Genomic DNA, 18,055 nt, shown 5'->3' with positions numbered 1-18,055 from the left:
GTTTTATCTAACTCATCTATCCTCATCTTAAATCACCTCAATCCCCGGAGTGTAAAATCGTGTCCAAGCGTCGTGTAGTTGTCACTGGCATGGGTATGTTGTCACCGGTAGGCAACACTGTAGAATCTTCTTGGAAAGCCCTGCTAGCTGGTCAAAGTGGTATCGTTAATATCGATCATTTTGATGCAACCAATTTCTCAACTCGTTTTGCAGGTCTAGTTAAAGACTTTAACTGCGAAGAGTATATGACTAAAAAAGATGCTCGTAAGATGGACTTGTTCATCCAGTACGGCGTCGCAGCAGGTATTCAAGCTTTAGATGACTCAGCCCTAACTATTACCGAAGAAAACGCTCCACGTGTGGGTGTTGCTATCGGTTCTGGTATTGGTGGTCTTGGTTTGATCGAAGCAGGTCACCAAGCTCTAACTGAAAAAGGCCCTCGTAAGATCAGCCCGTTCTTCGTACCGTCGACGATCGTGAATATGATTGCTGGTCACATGTCTATCATGCGCGGCCTACGCGGTCCAAACATCGCGATTTCTACTGCATGTACGACTGGTCTACATAACATTGGCCACGCAGCTCGTATGATTGCATACGGCGATGCTGACGCAATGCTAGCGGGCGGTGCTGAAAAAGCATCAACTCCACTAGGTATGGGCGGTTTTGGTGCGGCTAAAGCACTATCTACTCGTAACGATGAGCCTCAAAAAGCTTCTCGTCCATGGGACAAAGGCCGTGATGGCTTCGTTCTTGGTGACGGTGCAGGCATGATGGTTCTTGAAGAGTACGAACATGCGAAAGCTCGTGGCGCTAAGATTTACTGTGAGCTAGTTGGCTTCGGTATGTCGGGTGACGCTTACCACATGACATCTCCAAGTGAAGATGGCTCAGGTGGCGCACTAGCGATGGAAGCGGCTATGCGTGATGCTGGCATTACTGGTGAACAAATCGGTTATGTGAACGCACACGGTACTTCGACTCCAGCTGGTGACGTAGCGGAAGTTAAGGGCATCAAGCGTGCTCTTGGCGAAGCAGGCAGCAAGCAAGTGTTGGTTTCTTCTACGAAATCAATGACAGGCCACCTTCTAGGTGCTGCAGGTTCTGCTGAAGCTATCATCACGGCAATGTCTCTGGTTGACCAAATTGTTCCACCAACAATCAACCTAGATGATCCTGAAGAAGGCTTAGATATTGACTTAGTACCTCACACTGCGCGTGAAGTTAGCAACATGGAATATGCTGCATGTAACTCATTCGGTTTCGGTGGTACAAACGGCTGTTTGATCTTCAAAAAGATTTAATCATCTTATTAAAGACGTAAACACTCGTAGATAGTCACAATTAGACTTGTTTTTAAACGGCTTGATGCTTTAGCATTGAGCCGTTTCTTTTTATGGGGAAAAACATGTTTTGGGTTGATGGAGAAAGCCAGCAAACTGTCGATATCTTGGACCGTTCGTTTCAATACGGAGACGGCTGTTTTACCACCATGCTTGTTCAAGGTGGCCAGATTCAACATTTTCACGATCATCAGCGTCGTGTCGATGAATGCCTGAAAGCGTTACGCATTTCTGAACTTGATTGGGATGTGGTCAATGTTTGGCTCGATAGCGTACTTCAACACATCCAAAACAATGCGCTTCATGAAACAGAGAACCGCCATGAGACAAACAAGCCTCATGATGAAAAAGCAGGGATAAAGCTGCACGTTAGCCGCGGTGCTGGTGGCAGAGGTTATAGCACCAAGAATATCGCTAAACCTACGGTCACCATCAGTACGTTTGATTTTCCAAGCCATTATTCAGCGTGGCAAGATTCTGGTGTTGAACTCGGTGTCTGCCAACAAGCTTTAGGTTTGATCCCACTACTTGCCGGGCATAAGCACAATAATCGCCTTGAACAAATCTTGATGAAAGACGAAATGGATCAGGTCAATGAAGTCGATGGTGTGGTGCTTGATATCTCAGGCAATGTCATCGAAACCACCATGGCTAATTTGTTTTGGCGAAAAGGGCAGATCATTTATACACCTCAACTGACGCAAAGTGGCGTCGCAGGGGTTATGCGTAAGCAAGTGTTAATCGCGCTGAATCAAGCTGAACTTTCCGTTACAATTAGCGACTACTGCCTATCTCAACTCATGCAAGCTGATGAGGTTTTCATGACCAACTCCATTTTAGGGGTTGCCCCAGTTACCCGTATTAGTGAAACCCAATTTAACATTGGAACCGTTACTCGTAGCCTTCAAGGACAACTAAACTCGTGATCAAAAAGTTATTTATTTTTCTTATCTTGTGTCTAATCGCAGCTGGTGCTGCTGGGTTCTATGTTTACAACCAAGCGCAAGATAACCTGAAACAAGTCATCCAATTAGAAAAACCACAGGTCGTAACCGTTGCTTCAGGCAGCAGTTTTAATCGTGTTCTGGCACAGTTGATAAATGAGGGGCTATTTGAGGCTTCTCCTTACGAGAAATTAATCCGTAAGTTACATCCTGAGCTTGTTGACGTAAAGGCGGGTACATTTCTGCTAGAGCCGGGTTTGACCTTAGAGCAGGCATTACAAGTGCTTGTTGAGGGCAAAGAGCATCAATTCACTATTACCTTTGTTGAAGGCAGCCGCTTTGATGAATGGCTTGTGCAGCTAAAGGACAACGAATTCATTCAACAAACGTTGGATGGTGTTTCTGAAAAAGAGATTGCTGAAAAGTTGGGTATTGAAAACGAAAAGTTAGAAGGCCTTTTCTTAGCAGAAACGTATCACTATACCTACGGCACCACTGATTTAGATTTGTTGAAGCGGGCGCATCGAGACCTAATGAACGTGGTGAATGAAGAGTGGGAAAATCGAGCGGATAAACTGCCTCTTAAATCGCCATACGAAGCGTTAATTCTTGCATCTATCATTGAGAAAGAGACCGCTGTTGCGTCAGAACGTGAGCGTGTCTCTTCTGTGTTCGTTAACCGTCTGAACAAGCGTATGCGTTTGCAAACTGATCCTACGGTTATCTATGGAATGGGTGAGAGCTACGATGGCAATATCCGTAAGAAAGACTTACGTACGCCAACGCCATACAACACCTATACAATGAGTGGCTTGCCACCGACACCTATCGCTATGGCAGGCAAAGCTTCTATCAACGCGGCGTTGAATCCAGAGAAGAGCAACTACTTGTATTTCGTTGCGAGTGGAACAGGTGGTCACGTATTTTCAAAGAGTTTGACTGAGCATAACCGTGCAGTGCGAGCTTACTTAAAGCAATTAAGAAAAAACAGATAAAGAAATAATTATGAATCAGTCGAAATTTATCGTGGTTGAAGGCCTTGAAGGCGCTGGCAAAAGCACAGCAATCAATGCCATCGTTGAGACATTAAAAGCGTCGGGTGTCGAGGATATTGTTAATACTCGCGAGCCGGGTGGTACAGTCTTAGCTGAAAAGATGCGCTCATTGGTTAAAGAAGAGCACGAAGGCGAGAAGCTTCAAGACATGACTGAATTGCTGCTGATGTACGCAGCACGTGTTCAATTAGTAGAGAACGTCATCAAGCCCGCACTCGACAGTGGTAAATGGGTCTTGGGTGATCGTCATGATATGTCTTCACAGGCTTACCAAGGTGGTGGTCGTCAGATTGCACGCACGACAATGGAATCACTGAAAGCAACCACGCTAGGCGGCTTTAAGCCCGATCTAACGCTATATTTGGACCTAGACCCTAGAGTAGGGCTAGAGCGTGCTAGAGGCCGTGGTGAGCTTGATAGAATTGAAAAAATGGACATCTCATTTTTCGACCGCACGCGTGAGCGCTATTTAGAAATTGCAGAACAAGATGATTCTGTACTTGTGATTAATGCGCAGCAAGAAATTGAGCAAGTAGCCACTGATATTAAAGTTGCGCTAACTGCTTGGCTCGACAAACAGTAGGTAGTCATGGCTGAAGTGTATTCTTGGCTCACACCGGTATGGAGTGAGTGGAAAAAAAGTCTCGATGCGGAGCGTTTTCCTAACTCTGTGATTGTTAATGCGCCGCAAGGGCTCGGCGTTGATGCGTTGATTAACCAACTTACCGACGCATTGATGTGTACGAATTATGAAAGCGAGTCGTGCGGGTTTTGCCACAGCTGTGAATTAATGAAGTCGGGCAGTCATCCTGATTTTCATGTGATCTCACCAGAGAAAGAAGGTAAGTCGATCACAGTTGATCAAGTGCGTGCCAGCAACCGCTGGGCTCAAGAGTCTTCTCAGTTAGGTGGTTTGCGCGTTATCTTGCTTAACCCTGCTGAAGCAATGAACGAATCGGCTTCCAATGCACTACTGAAAACTCTGGAAGAGCCATCAAGCAAGTGTATTTTCATTCTGTCTACTCGCAACAGTAATCGCTTAATGCCGACTATTATCAGCCGTTGTCAGCAATTCAACGTGGTTAGCCCGCAGTTAGAGGCAGGTTCGGCGTGGTTAGATGGGGAAGTGGGCAAAGCGGTACCGCAGTATATTTTAGCACTCAATGACAACGCGCCTTTAAAAGCAAAAGCGATGTTTGAGCAAGGTGGCGTTGAAGCATCAACAAAAGCGCTCGATGGCTTTGTGAATGTGATAAAAGGCACTCAACCTGACATGCTAAAGTTCTCTACAGAGCTTAGCAAAGACCCTTTAATTCAACTTGGCTGGCTTTGGCATTTATTGTCGGATGTACAGAAGCTGCATTTTGGTTTGGCGAATCAGGCTATCACTCCGAGTGCAAAAGCACTGTGTGAGGTGATGTCTTACCAAAGTGCTTATGCAGCATCGAATAAACTGCTGATATTGATTGAGCAGTTAAAGCAACACCCTGGGCTCAATACGGAGCTACTCATAATGAATTGGCTAATAGCCACTTGCGAGGAAACATGTTCGTAGATTCCCACTGTCACTTAGACAAACTGGATTACCAAGATTTACACACCAGCGTAGAAGATGTGGTTAACAAGGCGAAGGCTGCCAATGTAGACCAATTGCTTTCTGTCGGTGTGACACTAGATTCGTTTGAAAACATGCTCGAGATGATCTCGCCGTTTGATAACGTCAAAGCCTCCTGTGGCGTTCATCCTCTCGATGTTGAAAGTGATTTCTGCCTAGAGACAATGCGTGAGTACGCGAGCAATCCCAAGGTTGTAGCGATTGGTGAGACAGGTTTAGATTATCACTACCAACCAGAGACTGCAGAGCTACAACAGCTACGATTTAAGCAGCATGTTGAATTGGCCGTTGAGCTTAATAAACCTTTGATCATCCATACTCGTAACGCACGTGAAGACACATTGGCTATTTTACGTGATGGCGGAGCTGAGAAGTGTGGTGGCGTGATTCACTGCTTTACTGAAGATCAAGCGTTCGCTGAAGCGGCAATGGAGCTAGGTTTTTATATCTCAATTTCAGGTATCGTGACCTTCAAACAAGCAACAGAACTCAAAGAAGTTGTTAGGAAGCTTCCTCTCGATAGGCTATTGATCGAGACAGATTCTCCATATTTGGCGCCAATTCCATATCGTGGTAAGCAGAATCAGCCTGCATATGTTGTAGAAGTTGCAGCCTATATTGCACAATTGAAAGGCTTGTCAATGAAAGAGGTTGCTGAACAAACAACCAAAAATTATCAAAAACTTTTTTTGCGATAAAAAACGAAGTAAACAAATAAAAGGGAGCGAAAGCTCCCTTTTTGTGTTTTTGATCACCAAAAATGCTTTTTTTTTTAATGTTTACTAATTATGTTGAACTTGAGATGGCTATTTATAACATTTGTAATTTTGTTACTAAAAATAACATTAGCTCCTATTTTATTTACCCAGTAAAATAATAGGTCTCATTGAAAATGCCCTTTATTTTCAATGAATTAAATAATTGTAAAGCATTGCATTTCTAGATTTGACATGTGATCCAAGACGTGTTTTGAAACTAAATTTCGTAAGTGACTAGAAAGTTAGTTCCCCATCAATATATATTTAGCGGCAGAAAATATAATGCAATACATGGTTACATTTTCACTGGGTGCTAACATATAGGCTACGGGGGTGTGCCGTTAGAACCCATATAATTATTTTATCTTTATCAGGAGCATAAACATGTTTAAGAACCTTTTTGCTAGCCTGCAGAAAGTTGGTAAGTCTCTGATGCTTCCAGTATCAGTTTTACCAGTTGCGGGTATTTTGCTAGGTGTCGGTGCAGCAGATCTTCCTTTCATTCCAGAAATCGTTTCAAACCTAATGGAACAAGCTGGTGGTTCAGTATTCGGTCAAATGGCACTACTGTTCGCAGTAGGTGTTGCACTTGGCTTTACTAACAACGATGGTGTGGCTGGTCTAGCTGCTATCGTTGGTTACGGCATCATGACTGCTACACTTGGCGTAATGGCTGGTGTAATGGGCGTTGATAAAATCGATACTGGTGTACTAGGTGGTATCCTAGTCGGTGGTGTTGCTGCTTGGGCATTCAACCGTTTCTTCCGTATTCAACTACCAGAGTACCTTGGCTTCTTCGCTGGTAAGCGTGCAGTGCCAATTATCACAGGTTTCTCTGCGATTGGTCTAGCAATCCTACTATCTGTAGTATGGCCACCAGTTGGCGGCGCTATCTCTGCGTTCTCTGATTGGGCTGCTCACCAAAACCCACAAGTGGCGTTTGGTATCTACGGTATCGTTGAGCGTTCTCTAATTCCATTTGGTCTTCACCACGTTTGGAACGTACCTTTCTTCTTTGAAGCTGGTACTTGTGTAAACGCTGCTGGTGAAACTCAAAATGGTGTTCTTACTTGTTACCTAGTTGCTGATGACGCATCTCGTGCAGCGGGCAATGGCTTCGGTCAGCTAGCTGGTGGTTACATGTTCAAGATGTTCGGCCTACCTGCTGCTGCAATCGCGATTGCACACTCAGCTAAGCCTGAAAACCGCGCTAAAGTAATGGGCATCATGGCTTCTGCTGCGTTGACTTCATTCCTAACGGGTATCACTGAACCAATCGAATTCTCTTTCCTATTCGTTGCTCCAGTACTGTACGCAATCCACGCTCTACTAGCTGGTTCTGCATACGTTCTTGCGAACACTCTAGGTTTTGTACACGGTACATCTTTCTCACACGGTCTAATCGACTTCCTAGTTCTATCTGGCAATGCGTCTAAGATGGGCCTAATGGTTGTATGTGGTATTGCTTACGCTGCAATTTACTACATCGTATTCCGCACTGTGATTAAAGCTCTAGACCTTAAAACTCCAGGCCGTGAAGACGAGACTGAAGAAGAGTCAGTTGCGACTGGTTCTGAACTTGCTGGTGAGCTAGTTGCTGCATTCGGCGGCAAAGCGAACATCACTGGTCTTGACGCTTGTATTACTCGTCTACGTGTTGCTGTAGCTGATACAGCTCTTGTTGACCAAGACAAACTGAAGAAACTAGGCGCTGCAGGTGTTGTTGTTGTTGCTGGTGGCGTACAAGCTATCTTCGGTACTAAGTCTGACAACCTTAAGACAGACATGGATGAGTGGATCCGTAACAACGGTTAATTCTCTGATTCAATAAATTGAAAGGAGGCCGAAAGGCCTCCTTTTTTGTTTTCTGCTTTATGAAAGACTTTCCTGTCTTTAATCTTTTTTAACTCAGAGAGTTACCGTTCGGCTCGATGCGCTGATGTTCGTTCTCAAATTTTTCATATCTTTTATCTTTTACCTAGCGATGACACCTTTAGCTGTTATTCCAGTAAACTACCGTTTTTTAAACACAGTCTGAGAATATTATGAAACATCGTTACTTGATCGGCCTTATGTGCTGCAGTGGAGCCTCTTTTGCCCACGCTTCTGAAGCTCCAGCTTTGGAAGTTGGACTCGCCATTGACCAAGACCTGAGTGTCGTTGTGGAATTTGATCAGAAATACCGTGCTACGATTGGCAATGATGGTGCTGCATTTGACTACATCTGGAAGCGCGGTCAGTTCGAGACTGAAGCTCCGTTGAGCTGGTACGTCGGCGCTGGTGCTTGGGCTGAATGGAATGATGACTTTGGTTTACGCTTGCCGTTAGGTGTGAAGGTGAACTTCTATGAAGGTTGGAATGCTTACGCGCAAGTTCACCCTGAGCTCGACATGTACAAAGGGGTTGAGTTGCAAGTAGGCGGTGCTCTGGGTATTACATACAAGTTCTAACTCGAACCAAAAAACGTTTTTATAATGACAAAGCCAGCATTTAGCTGGCTTTGTCGTTAAATCAGACATCCAGATTTTCTTCTAACTCATTTCGCTTGAGAACAGGCGTTGACTTAGAAAGTAAAACTGAGTCCGATATTGGCCTGGAATTGGTTCATCCAATCGGTATCAAAGCGGATAATGCAGTCTTGCCCAGTGCTTGGCACGCTACAAACACCGGATGTGTCGTTATCGACAACCGTACCTAGCCAGCGTATTTGAGTATTTAAAGCTAAGCGGTCACTAAATTTGTATTCTAAACCACCAAAGATAGAGGTGGAGAATCCATACTTGTCTTTCGCCCAGTCAACATCAACGTAAGACGCCCCAAGACCTAGCCCTAGATAGCCGGACAATACAGGAGAAGCAGGGTAGTAGATACTGCTTTGAAAGTGCAGGTATTGGATGGAGGAACTTAAGTTGAGTGTTTCTAACTCAGAGCTCTGATTGGAATAGAAAAAGCCGATGCGTCCTTTTTCAAGTGGCGTTTCAATTGCAAAAGTGTAGTTTTCAGAGCCTTTCATGTCATAAGTTTTTCCATCCTGGTCTTCGACACTGCCACCGCCGGTATAACCCACCATCGGAGTAATGATGATCTCCGGCGAAGCATTCGCGCTTGAAATGGAAAGAAGCGTAACCAGTGCCATTATATTTGCTTTGTTATTCATGAGTATATCCTTGTCCATACACTTACTAATTGTGATGGTTACATCAATATTGTGCGACTAATTTCAACGATTCTTGAAGATACTTCACACACCTGATAGTACTTAAATAGAGACTCGACAAATTAATAATAAGCCAGAGGTGTCTATGGACCATAATCTGAAAAATGCTCTACAAATAACAGCGTTTATCTACACAATCATTCTTTCATTTGGCTTTATTGCGATTGGTAGCTAATACCATTTATTGCGAGGCTGAGTTTTTGTGCTCAGGGAATAATGAATAGTGGGATTATAACCAATATTGATACAGCAATAGACTTGGACTATTACGCTAAGTTTATTGCTGGAAAAACAGCACTGGTCGCTCAAGGTGGCGGACAGAGAAGTATTTTTACTTCGGGAGTGCTGGATGCCTTTCTTCTTTCTAATTTTGACCCCTTCGACGAATTTTTTGGTACCTCAGCAGGTGCCCTCAACTTATGCGCTTATCTGTGCCGTGATAAAGGCCTTGGGCGTTCTTTTGTTCTCGACCTCACTACCTCACCAGAATTCTTCAATCTTTTTTCTTATATACGACACCGAAAGAATCTAGGCCTCGAATGGGCTTTAGAGCAAATTATGGCTTATCCCTATAAGCTCGATCTGGATTTGGGACGACAAACGTTAGGCGATCGCCATTTTTATGCGGCAGTGACGGACTCTAAAGATTTACGAGATCACTACTTCCCATTATTGGGCGACGACTGGTACAAAGTGATGATTGCGACCTGCGCCATTCCTCGTTTGTACAATGACGAAATTTTCATTGGTGACAGTGCTTATGTGGACGGTGGTGTATCAGCATGTATACCGGTTCAAGAAGCATGGCGCAGACAAGCTCGTTCTATTGTCGTGATTCGTACTGAGCCCGTGGTAGAGGAAGGGGATGGACATTTAGCGGGCTCTCAGGTGAATAAACCTTCAATAAAAGCACCTAAACCGATATCCGCCGAAGAGCTGGAATGGTTTCGTGAATCTTTCGACAGTGTTCAAGGCCACTGGCAACAGAAAGTGGAGCAGTGGAAAACCGACTGGACCTCTTTCTTCCAACAACAAATTATGCGCTCAAAAGAGCAAAAGCGTGACCGCGGGCATTTGGATCTGCTTAATGGTGGCCGATGGTTATTTGGTGCGGATGATATCTATCGCTTAAGTCATTTAATCGGTGATAAGTTTGATTCAGGCTTGGCTGACATGCTGATGGTGCATTACCAAACCTACTCACTGACACAAGACTTTTTGAATTCTCCACCGGATGATGCGTTTGTAGTGCAGATAGCACCAAGTCAGCCGCTGAAATCGAGTTCACTAATGAGTGATAAAGAGGATCTGTTACACGATTACGAATTGGGCTTAGAAGCCGGTTACCGATTTGTAGAAACCTACACATCAACGGAAAACGCTCGCAATTCACACATTCCACAGTTAGCAACCATTGCTGCTGGCAAGTAATTCTTGAAGTTGATGAGTTAGCATGCTGTTAGCTCTTATATCGTTAATGATTCAGTGTTCTGAAATGAAAAAGGGTTATTGAACTTGGTTCAATAACCCTTTTTTGCCTTGAGATTAGGCAAATCGTTTTGCCTTACGGGCAAACATTAGGTGACAGGCAAGATTCTCATACAGTTGGTTGATCCCGCCACATCCATAATGTCGCCTTGAGTGACGATAACGAGATCGCCAAACTTAAGATGCTCTTGCTCTTTTAGGCAGGTGAGCGTAGATAGGGCAATGTCAAAACTGTCTTTGGCTTCTGTCTCGAAGTAGATAGGTGTCACACCTCGGTACAAGGTGCAGCGATTAAGTGTTCCTTCGTTACGAGACAGCGCGTATATAGGCATGTCAGCACTTAGACGAGACATCATCAGTGCAGTACGGCCTGATTCAGTTAGAGTGACTACTCCTTTAATGCCTTCCATATGGTTTGCTGAGTAGATGGTCGCCATAGAAACAGTTTCTTCTGCGGTAACGAAGGTGCGGTCAATACGGTAATTAGATTGGTTAACCCCCGCCATCTTCTCAGCACCAATACAGACTTCTGCCATTGATTTTACGGTTTCGACTGGGTAATCACCCGCAGCGGTTTCACCTGAAAGCATCACTGCGTCGGTGCCATCGAGTACCGCATTGGCAACGTCCATGACTTCGGCACGGGTTGGCATTGGCGCAGAAATCATTGATTCCATCATTTGAGTCGCGGTGATCACCGTTCGGTTAAGCGCTCTAGCACGGCGTATAAGCTGTTTTTGTACACCGACCAACTCTGGGTCTCCAATTTCTACTCCGAGGTCACCACGAGCCACCATGACCACATCTGAGGCCATTATGATGTCATCCATATTCTCAACAGTGGCGACTGTCTCTGCTCGTTCCACTTTTGCGACGAGGTGAGCTTCTAAGCCAGCTTCTCGTGCAAGCTGACGAGCGTAGTGCATGTCTTCGCCATTGCGAGGGAAAGATACGGCGAGGTAATCCACTTTGATTTGTGCTGCGGTGACGATGTCGCGCTTGTCTTTTTCTGTTAGCGCTTCTGCTGAAAGGCCACCGCCTTTTTTATTGATGCCTTTGTTATTTGAGAGTGGGCCACCAATGATAACTTCGGTGTGAACACGGCAGCCTTCCACTTTGGTTACTTTCAGTTGAACACGACCATCGTCAAGCAACAGGATATCGCCGGAGGATACGTCGTTAGGCAGCTCTTTATAATCAAGGCCAACCGCTTGTTGGTTGCCTTCACCTAAACCTAAGCTACTGTCGAGAGTAAATAGATCACCGACAGCAAGTTGGATCTTACCTTCTTTGAATGTCGACACTCGAATCTTGGGACCCTGTAAGTCCCCGAGAATGGCGATTTGAGTGCCGAGTCTTTTGGCTATCGCTCGGACATTTTCTGCACGTTGGATATGGTCTTCGCTGGTGCCATGAGAGAAGTTCATACGGACGATATTGGCACCGGCTTTGATGATCTCTTCAAGCACGTTACCTTTATCAGTAGAAGGGCCTAGCGTTGTGACGATTTTCGTTTTTCTTAATTCGGCTGTCATGAATACTCCTAGAGTGAGGCCAAGTAATCTTTTAAAAGACTGAATTAAGTATATGCATTAATTGATAATTTATTGGGAGCTAGGGGGATATTTCTTGATTTGCCTCTAATTATTGAATTCAGGGCTCAAACGCGATGTTTTATTCTGAAAATTAAGTCGTAAATTATCGATGTGGGTGTTAATTTTCCTCGAACTATTTGACTCGATACACAAAGATTCATGTATATACGTGATACTGGTCACGGCGATATACCAAGTGACTTCACAATTACTTCGCAAAGTAAAAAAATTACCTCGTTGATGATTTCTGGAGCGTAAAATGTACATGGCTCAACCGGGCCATATTGATCATATCAAACAGGTCAATGCTGGTCGTGTATATAAACTAATTGACCTTAAAGGTCCTATTTCTCGTATCGATTTGTCCAAGCAAAGTGAGTTGGCTCCGGCGAGTATTACTAAAATTACCCGTGAACTCATTGAAGCTCACCTGATTCACGAAACGACGGTTCAAGAAGCCACGACTCGTGGGCGTCCTGCTGTCGGTCTGCAAACCAATAACGAAGGTTGGCAGTTTCTGTCGATGCGTCTTGGTCGCGGATACTTGACGATCGCGCTCCATGAATTGGGCGGTGACGTGCTTATCGATACCAAAATTGATATCCATGAACGCGATCAAGATGATGTGCTTGCGCGTCTTCTCCATGAAATCGATGAGTTCTTCCAAACCTATGCTGAGCAACTCGACAGGGTGACGAGTATCGCTATCACGCTGCCAGGTCTGGTGAATTCAGAGCAAGGTATTGTGCTGCAGATGCCGCACTACAACGTTGAAAACTTGGCGTTGGGGCCGGAGATCTACAAAGAAACCGGCCTACCAGTTTTTATTGCCAATGATACCCGAGCATGGGCATTAGCAGAGAAGCTGTTTGGTAACTCACAAGATAACGACAACTCTGTTCTTATCTCGATTCACCACGGTTTAGGTGCCGGGATCATTCTTGATGGTCGCGTTCTGCAAGGGCGTCACGGTAACATCGGTGAGTTGGGTCATATTCAGATCGATAAAGAAGGCAAGCTTTGTCATTGTGGTAATCGAGGCTGTTTAGAAACGGTGGCGAGTTCTCAGGCAATCCGAGAGCAAGTCAAAGAGCGACTGGCAAATGGTGAAGAATCAACGCTAACGGTGTTTGAAGACGTCACTATTGAACAGATCTGCGCTGCCGCTGCTGATGGGGATCCGCTAGCTGTCGAAGTGATTGAACAGTTAGGTCGTTATCTAGGCTCTGCGATTGCGATTGTGATTAACCTATTCAACCCAGAGAAAATCTTGGTGGGTGGTGTTATCAATCAGGCGAAGAGCGTGTTATACCCGGCGATTCAAAAGTGCATCGAAGAGCAGAGTCTATCGGTTTACCATAAAGACTTAGAGCTGGTGGAATCTCGTTTTTATAAGCAGGCAACCATGCCAGGTGCTGCGCTCATCAAGCAGGCCTTATACGATGGCCAACTGTTAATGAAAGTTATTGAAGGTTAACCCCTTTTCTCGTCTTGTAGCCTTACCCTGAACCTTTCCATGTACTTAAGCTTTGTATAACATCATTTGTTGTACTTAGTTTAAGCATTCTGTGCATTGGCGCTTTGCTTTAACCTATTGAAGTAGGCTATTGTAGCCACAGTTATTATTTGTCACTAAGGTGTTGTATGTCTGGCGTTTTAAATTCGGTTGATCAGAGAACCAAACTGGTCGGTGAAAATCGTCTGGAACTCTTATTATTCAGCTTAAACAGTCGTCAACTATTTGCGATTAACGTATTTAAAGTGAAAGAAGTCCTAAAAGTGCCAGTGCTCACTCGCTTACCTGGCTCTCACCATCATATTACGGGCGTGGCTTCTTTACGTGGTGAATCGGTGCCTGTTATTGATTTGCGAAGTGCCATTGGCTTTCCGCCATCTCGTGCGGAATCTCAAGAGAGCAACCTAATTATTACGGAATACAACCGAACCGTACAAGGTTTCTTGGTTGGACAAGTTCGTAATATCGTGAACACGACATGGACAGAAATTCAACCGCCGCCAAAGACAACAGGCCGTGCAAACTACCTAACCGCTATCACGCATATTCAAGAAGAAGAGCAGCACAAGATTGTTGAGATCATCGATGTTGAGAAAGTGTTGGCTGAGATCATTGATTACGATGTCTCGATCTCTGAAGGCGTTTTAGACGAACAATTAGCTCAGGAGATGATAGGACGTAATGTGCTTATCGTTGATGACTCTTCAACAGCGCGTAACCAAATCAAAGGTACCTTGTCGCAGTTGGGTTTGAACATTATTGAGTGTTGTGATGGCTTAGAAGCACTGACCTTACTTAAGGGCTGGTGTGATGAAGGCAAAGACATCAATCAAGAAATATTGTTGATGATCACCGATGCTGAAATGCCTGAAATGGACGGCTATAAGCTGACACACGAAGTACGTACTGACCCTAGAATGCATGACCTGTTTATTACGCTAAATACTTCATTAAGTGGAAGTTTTAATGAAGCTATGGTTGAGAAAGTAGGGTGTAACCGCTTTATTTCCAAGTTCCAGCCGGATCTCTTGGTTGAAGTGACTCAAGAGCGAATGCGTCAGATTTTATAATTAATGCTGTTGTACGGTTTGTTTTGAGTGACCTTATAGAAAACGTTTGCTAATATTCACGCAGCATATTTTTCTTAACGAAATATGCTCAACTACTAGCGTAACTTTTCACACACAATCTAAGGTAGTTCCTCTTAATGATATGGTTAACGTCTAAAGTTGTCATGACTTTGAGCTTATTACTGTATAGGGAATTTAAGAAAAGACGTACGGAAGCTGAAGTTGAGTCATAACTCAACAATTGGAATCGAAGGGAAGCGGATGCTTCCCTTTTTCGTTGCTCTTTCTCTCGTTCCTCCTTAGCCCGTGACCTATTGAGAACAGTTGGTACTTCGCTAATGAAAATCCCGAGATTTGGTTTTCAAGCCAACAATTTCACCGGTAATATCGATAAGTTTCCCCGCAATAACATGCACGACTTCTCCTTCTTTTTCTAATATCCCTTGTACCTTTAACGCTTTGGCTGTCAGATAAGCTTGCTGTTGAGCGCGCGCGGTTGCTCCCCATACCACGACATTAATATTGCCAGTACTATCCTCCAGCGTGACAAAGGTGACACCTGCCGCGGTTCCGGGAGATTGTTTGCCTGTGACTAATCCGACAACGGTGACCATAGATTTGTGTCTTTGTTGTATTAAATCTTTCATATGTGTGAATCGACCTAATCGCCCCGCTTCTTCTAGTAAGGTTATAGGGTGCTTATTTAATGAGATACCGACACTGGTAAAGTCCTCAAGTAAATCCTGCATCTCATTGGGTTTGTGCAGTGTGTGTTCGCCATGACCATCCTTAGTCTCGTCATAGACTTGGCTAAACAGAGGTAGGTCAGAAGCGGAATCCATTATCGCCCAGCGCGTCTGGAAACGGTCTCCCGAGACGTTATGTAGCGCATTGGCCGATGCCAGTAGCTCGATATCTTTCTTATTCATCGATAACTGTTTTACCTGACTAGGGTGGCGATAACCGGATTGTGGGCGATTGGCGAGCACGCTTTGAATTCCATGCTCGCTGAATCCTTTGATTTGTCGCAGCCCTAAGCGAATCGCTAAACCATTCTGATGTTCAACGACTATATGATTGTCTTGTGAGGCGTTCACACAGACTGGAAGTATCACCACATTATGTCGTTGTGCGTCTTGTACCAATTGTGATGGGCTATAAAAGCCCATGGGTTGGCTATTGAGCAAAGAAGCGTAGAAACACTCTGGGTGGTAACATTTCAACCAAGCAGAGCAATAAGCTAATACCGCAAATGAAGCCGAGTGGCTTTCAGGAAAACCGTACTCGCCAAAGCCGCATATCTGTTTAAAGATCTGCTCAGCAAACTCTGTCTCATAACCGCGCTTTTGCATTCCCTCGATAAGCTTGTTCTTAAATTTAAATACGTTGCCATTTTTCTTCCAAGCGGCCATCGCTCGTCTGAGTTGATCTGCTTCACCACCAGTAAATCCTGCAGCTACCATCGCGAGTTTGATCACTTGCTCTTGGAAGATAGGAACACCTAAGGTGCGCGACAGTACCGACTCCACATCTTTAGATGGATAACTGATTGGCTCAATGCCATCTCGACGCTTGAGAAACGGATGAACCATATCGCCCTGAATAGGACCAGGGCGTACGATAGCGATTTGAATCACCAAGTCGTAATAAGCCTTTGGCCTAAGCCTTGGTAGCATGCTCATTTGTGCACGTGACTCAATTTGGAATATCCCGACCGTGTCTGCTCGCTGAATCATGCCATAAACCTGAGGATCGTCCTTAAGGCGAGTGATCTCCGCAATTGTCAGTGATCGCCCATGAATACGTTTGATCAGGTCGAAACATTTACGAATTGCAGAGAGCATACCAAGCGCGAGCACATCAACTTTCAGCAAGCCTAAGGTTTCTAGATCATCCTTATCCCATTGAATAATGGTTCGGTCGTGCATCGCGGCATTCTCGACGGGAACCAGTTCATACAGAGGTCCTGAGGATATGACAAAGCCACCGACGTGTTGAGATAGGTGGCGTGGAAAGCCGATGATCTCATTGACCAAATGGATAAATTGTTGCCCCTTCAAAGAATCAGGTTGTAGTCCTAATTGAGTTAACTGAGCCTGCCAACCTAAGCTTTTGTCTCTGCGATTGGTGTTTTTGATGAAGTAATCGAGCTGAGTTTCTTGTAGCCCTAATGCTTTACCGACATCTCTTACTGCACTTTTAAAGCGATAAGAAATGACCGTTGCAGCCAGTGCAGCACGTTCTCTACCGTACTTTTGGTAGATATATTGAATAACCTCTTCTCGGCGTTCATGCTCAAAATCGACATCAATATCAGGCGGCTCATCGCGCTCTTTACTGATAAAACGCTCAAACAGTACCGAGATTTGTCTTGGGTCGACAGAGGTGATTTCTAAGCAATAACAGACCACGGAATTGGCCGCTGAACCTCGACCTTGGTAAAGAATACCTTGGCTTTTGGCAAACATCACGATGTCGTGGATGGTGAGAAAAAAGAAAGGGTAGTCGAGCTCACCAATCAGCCCCAGCTCTTTATCGATGATTTGTTGAATGTCATTAGGGACACCTTGTGGAAAGCGAGCCTGTTTTCCTTTTTCAACCAACATACGTAGATAGCTCATGGGCGTCTCACCCTGAGGAATCAACTCACTTGGGTATTCGTAACGTAGACTACCTAAGTCAAATTCGCACAGTTCAGAAATTCGGTTGCTCTCTTCTAGCCACTCCGCTTTGAAGATATGAGAGAGCTTATTGATGCTTCGCAAACAGCGCTCGGCATTCGCCAGTAAGTGACTGCCAACTTCGGTCACTGGTTTTTGATATTTAATCGCGGTGAGTGAGTGCTGTAAGGGCAAGCGATTAGCATTGTGCATTAACACGCCACCACAAGCTGTAATCGGCAGGTGGTGATGCTGTGACAGCTCAATGCAGTAATCCGTGTATTGTTGGTCGGTCTGTTTGAGGTGTCGTTGTAAGCCAATCCACAACCGACCGGAATGATGTTGAGAAAGCCATTGTCCCCAATGCGCGTCTTCATTTTTTTGCTGAGGTAGCCACAGGATGAAGCAGTGCTTAGCCGACATAATATCCCACTCAGAGAGCTGATAATGCCCTTTGCTGCTACGACGTCTCGCATTGGTAATAATGCGGCACAGCTCGGCATAGGCTTGTCTATTTGGGCATAGTAAAACCACTTGGCATTCTTCATTTAACCAAAACATGCTCCCGACAATTTGCTTGAGCGACAGTTTATGTTGCTTGATTGCAGAGTGGACTTTCACGATGCCCGCGACCGAGCACTCATCAGTAACAGCGAGTGCTTTGTAACGTAAAAAGTCGGCCTGTAAAACCAGCTCTTCCGCGTGTGAAGCTCCCTCAAGAAAGGAGTAATTACTTTGGCAGAAAAGCTCTGAGTATTGCTGAGACATAACGTAATCTCACTTAATCATTGCGA

At 44.8% G+C, this 18,055-nt stretch carries 15 protein-coding genes; 12 read left to right on the top strand and 3 right to left on the bottom strand.

Features of this window, described 5'->3' with window-relative positions; genetic code table 11:
• The first annotated feature begins 59 nt into the window (after nucleotides 1-59).
• The 8 genes from fabF to FTW16_RS19645 all read left to right on the top strand — a co-directional run bounded on the left by fabF (nucleotide 60) and on the right by FTW16_RS19645 (nucleotide 8,165).
• The gene (gene fabF, locus FTW16_RS19680; RefSeq protein WP_010437291.1) at nucleotides 60-1,304 is read left to right on the top strand and encodes a beta-ketoacyl-ACP synthase II; all 1,245 of its coding nucleotides are present in this window, start codon (nucleotides 60-62) and stop codon (nucleotides 1,302-1,304) included.
• A 104-nt stretch (nucleotides 1,305-1,408) separates the two neighbouring features.
• Entirely contained in the window at nucleotides 1,409-2,269 is an 861-nt protein-coding gene (gene pabC, locus FTW16_RS19675; protein WP_146492220.1) for an aminodeoxychorismate lyase, read from the top strand.
• On the top strand, nucleotides 2,266-3,282 hold the full coding sequence (gene mltG / locus FTW16_RS19670) for an endolytic transglycosylase MltG (RefSeq protein WP_146492219.1): 1,017 nt from the start codon (nucleotides 2,266-2,268) through the stop codon (nucleotides 3,280-3,282). Before pabC ends, mltG begins: the two co-directional genes overlap by 4 nt.
• A 10-nt stretch (nucleotides 3,283-3,292) precedes the next feature.
• Entirely contained in the window at nucleotides 3,293-3,925 is a 633-nt protein-coding gene (tmk, locus tag FTW16_RS19665) for a dTMP kinase (RefSeq protein ID WP_146492218.1), read from the top strand.
• A gap of 6 nt (nucleotides 3,926-3,931) precedes the next feature.
• Complete coding sequence (locus FTW16_RS19660; protein WP_146492217.1) at nucleotides 3,932-4,897, top strand: DNA polymerase III subunit delta'; 966 nt, start codon at nucleotides 3,932-3,934, stop codon at nucleotides 4,895-4,897.
• Nucleotides 4,888-5,655 carry a TatD family hydrolase gene (locus tag FTW16_RS19655; RefSeq protein WP_076656971.1) on the top strand — a complete coding sequence of 256 codons (768 nt, stop codon included), beginning with the start codon at nucleotides 4,888-4,890 and terminating at the stop codon, nucleotides 5,653-5,655. Before FTW16_RS19660 ends, FTW16_RS19655 begins: the two co-directional genes overlap by 10 nt.
• A gap of 444 nt (nucleotides 5,656-6,099) precedes the next feature.
• A complete protein-coding gene (gene ptsG / locus FTW16_RS19650; RefSeq protein WP_017062145.1) occupies nucleotides 6,100-7,530 on the top strand; it encodes a PTS glucose transporter subunit IIBC in 1,431 nt (476 codons plus the stop codon).
• Between the two features lie 230 nt (nucleotides 7,531-7,760).
• The gene (locus FTW16_RS19645; protein WP_146492216.1) at nucleotides 7,761-8,165 is read left to right on the top strand and encodes a hypothetical protein; all 405 of its coding nucleotides are present in this window, start codon (nucleotides 7,761-7,763) and stop codon (nucleotides 8,163-8,165) included.
• Nucleotides 8,166-8,278: 113 nt separating this feature from the next.
• On the opposite strand, the gene FTW16_RS19640 is transcribed toward FTW16_RS19645, so the two are convergent.
• Nucleotides 8,279-8,872 (bottom strand): porin family protein, encoded by a 594-nt coding sequence (locus tag FTW16_RS19640; RefSeq protein WP_146492215.1) that lies wholly within the window; start codon nucleotides 8,870-8,872, stop codon nucleotides 8,279-8,281.
• Nucleotides 8,873-9,017: 145 nt separating this feature from the next.
• Between FTW16_RS19640 and FTW16_RS19635 the strand changes: the two genes are divergently transcribed.
• Together FTW16_RS19635 and FTW16_RS19630 are read left to right on the top strand one after the other, a co-directional pair.
• Nucleotides 9,018-9,107, top strand: a complete 90-nt coding sequence (locus tag FTW16_RS19635) for a YnhF family membrane protein (protein WP_122053551.1) — start codon at nucleotides 9,018-9,020, stop codon at nucleotides 9,105-9,107.
• Between the two features lie 41 nt (nucleotides 9,108-9,148).
• Nucleotides 9,149-10,363 carry a patatin family protein gene (locus FTW16_RS19630; protein ID WP_146492214.1) on the top strand — a complete coding sequence of 405 codons (1,215 nt, stop codon included), beginning with the start codon at nucleotides 9,149-9,151 and terminating at the stop codon, nucleotides 10,361-10,363.
• Nucleotides 10,364-10,509: 146 nt separating this feature from the next.
• Here the strand turns inward: FTW16_RS19630 and pyk are convergent, their stop codons facing one another.
• The gene (gene pyk / locus FTW16_RS19625; protein ID WP_146492213.1) at nucleotides 10,510-11,955 is read right to left on the bottom strand and encodes a pyruvate kinase; all 1,446 of its coding nucleotides are present in this window, start codon (nucleotides 11,953-11,955) and stop codon (nucleotides 10,510-10,512) included.
• A 319-nt stretch (nucleotides 11,956-12,274) separates the two neighbouring features.
• On the opposite strand from pyk, the gene FTW16_RS19620 reads away from it, so the two are divergent.
• Nucleotides 12,275-13,492, top strand: coding sequence for an ROK family protein (locus FTW16_RS19620; protein WP_048607464.1), 1,218 nt, complete (start codon nucleotides 12,275-12,277; stop codon nucleotides 13,490-13,492).
• 167 nt (nucleotides 13,493-13,659) lie between these two features.
• Nucleotides 13,660-14,601, top strand: coding sequence for a chemotaxis protein CheV (locus FTW16_RS19615; RefSeq protein ID WP_017062139.1), 942 nt, complete (start codon nucleotides 13,660-13,662; stop codon nucleotides 14,599-14,601).
• Nucleotides 14,602-14,936: 335 nt separating this feature from the next.
• Here FTW16_RS19615 and FTW16_RS19610 read toward each other — a convergent pair whose 3' ends face one another.
• The gene (locus FTW16_RS19610) at nucleotides 14,937-18,029 is read right to left on the bottom strand and encodes an error-prone DNA polymerase (protein WP_146492212.1); all 3,093 of its coding nucleotides are present in this window, start codon (nucleotides 18,027-18,029) and stop codon (nucleotides 14,937-14,939) included.
• Nucleotides 18,030-18,055 lie beyond the last annotated feature (26 nt).

Origin of the sequence: Vibrio sp. T20 (assembly GCF_007858795.1) — a bacterium.
Lineage (GTDB): Bacteria > Pseudomonadota > Gammaproteobacteria > Enterobacterales > Vibrionaceae > Vibrio > Vibrio satsumensis.
Note: the sequence above shows the minus strand (reverse complement) of the source record. Positions and strands in the feature narration are given on the sequence as shown.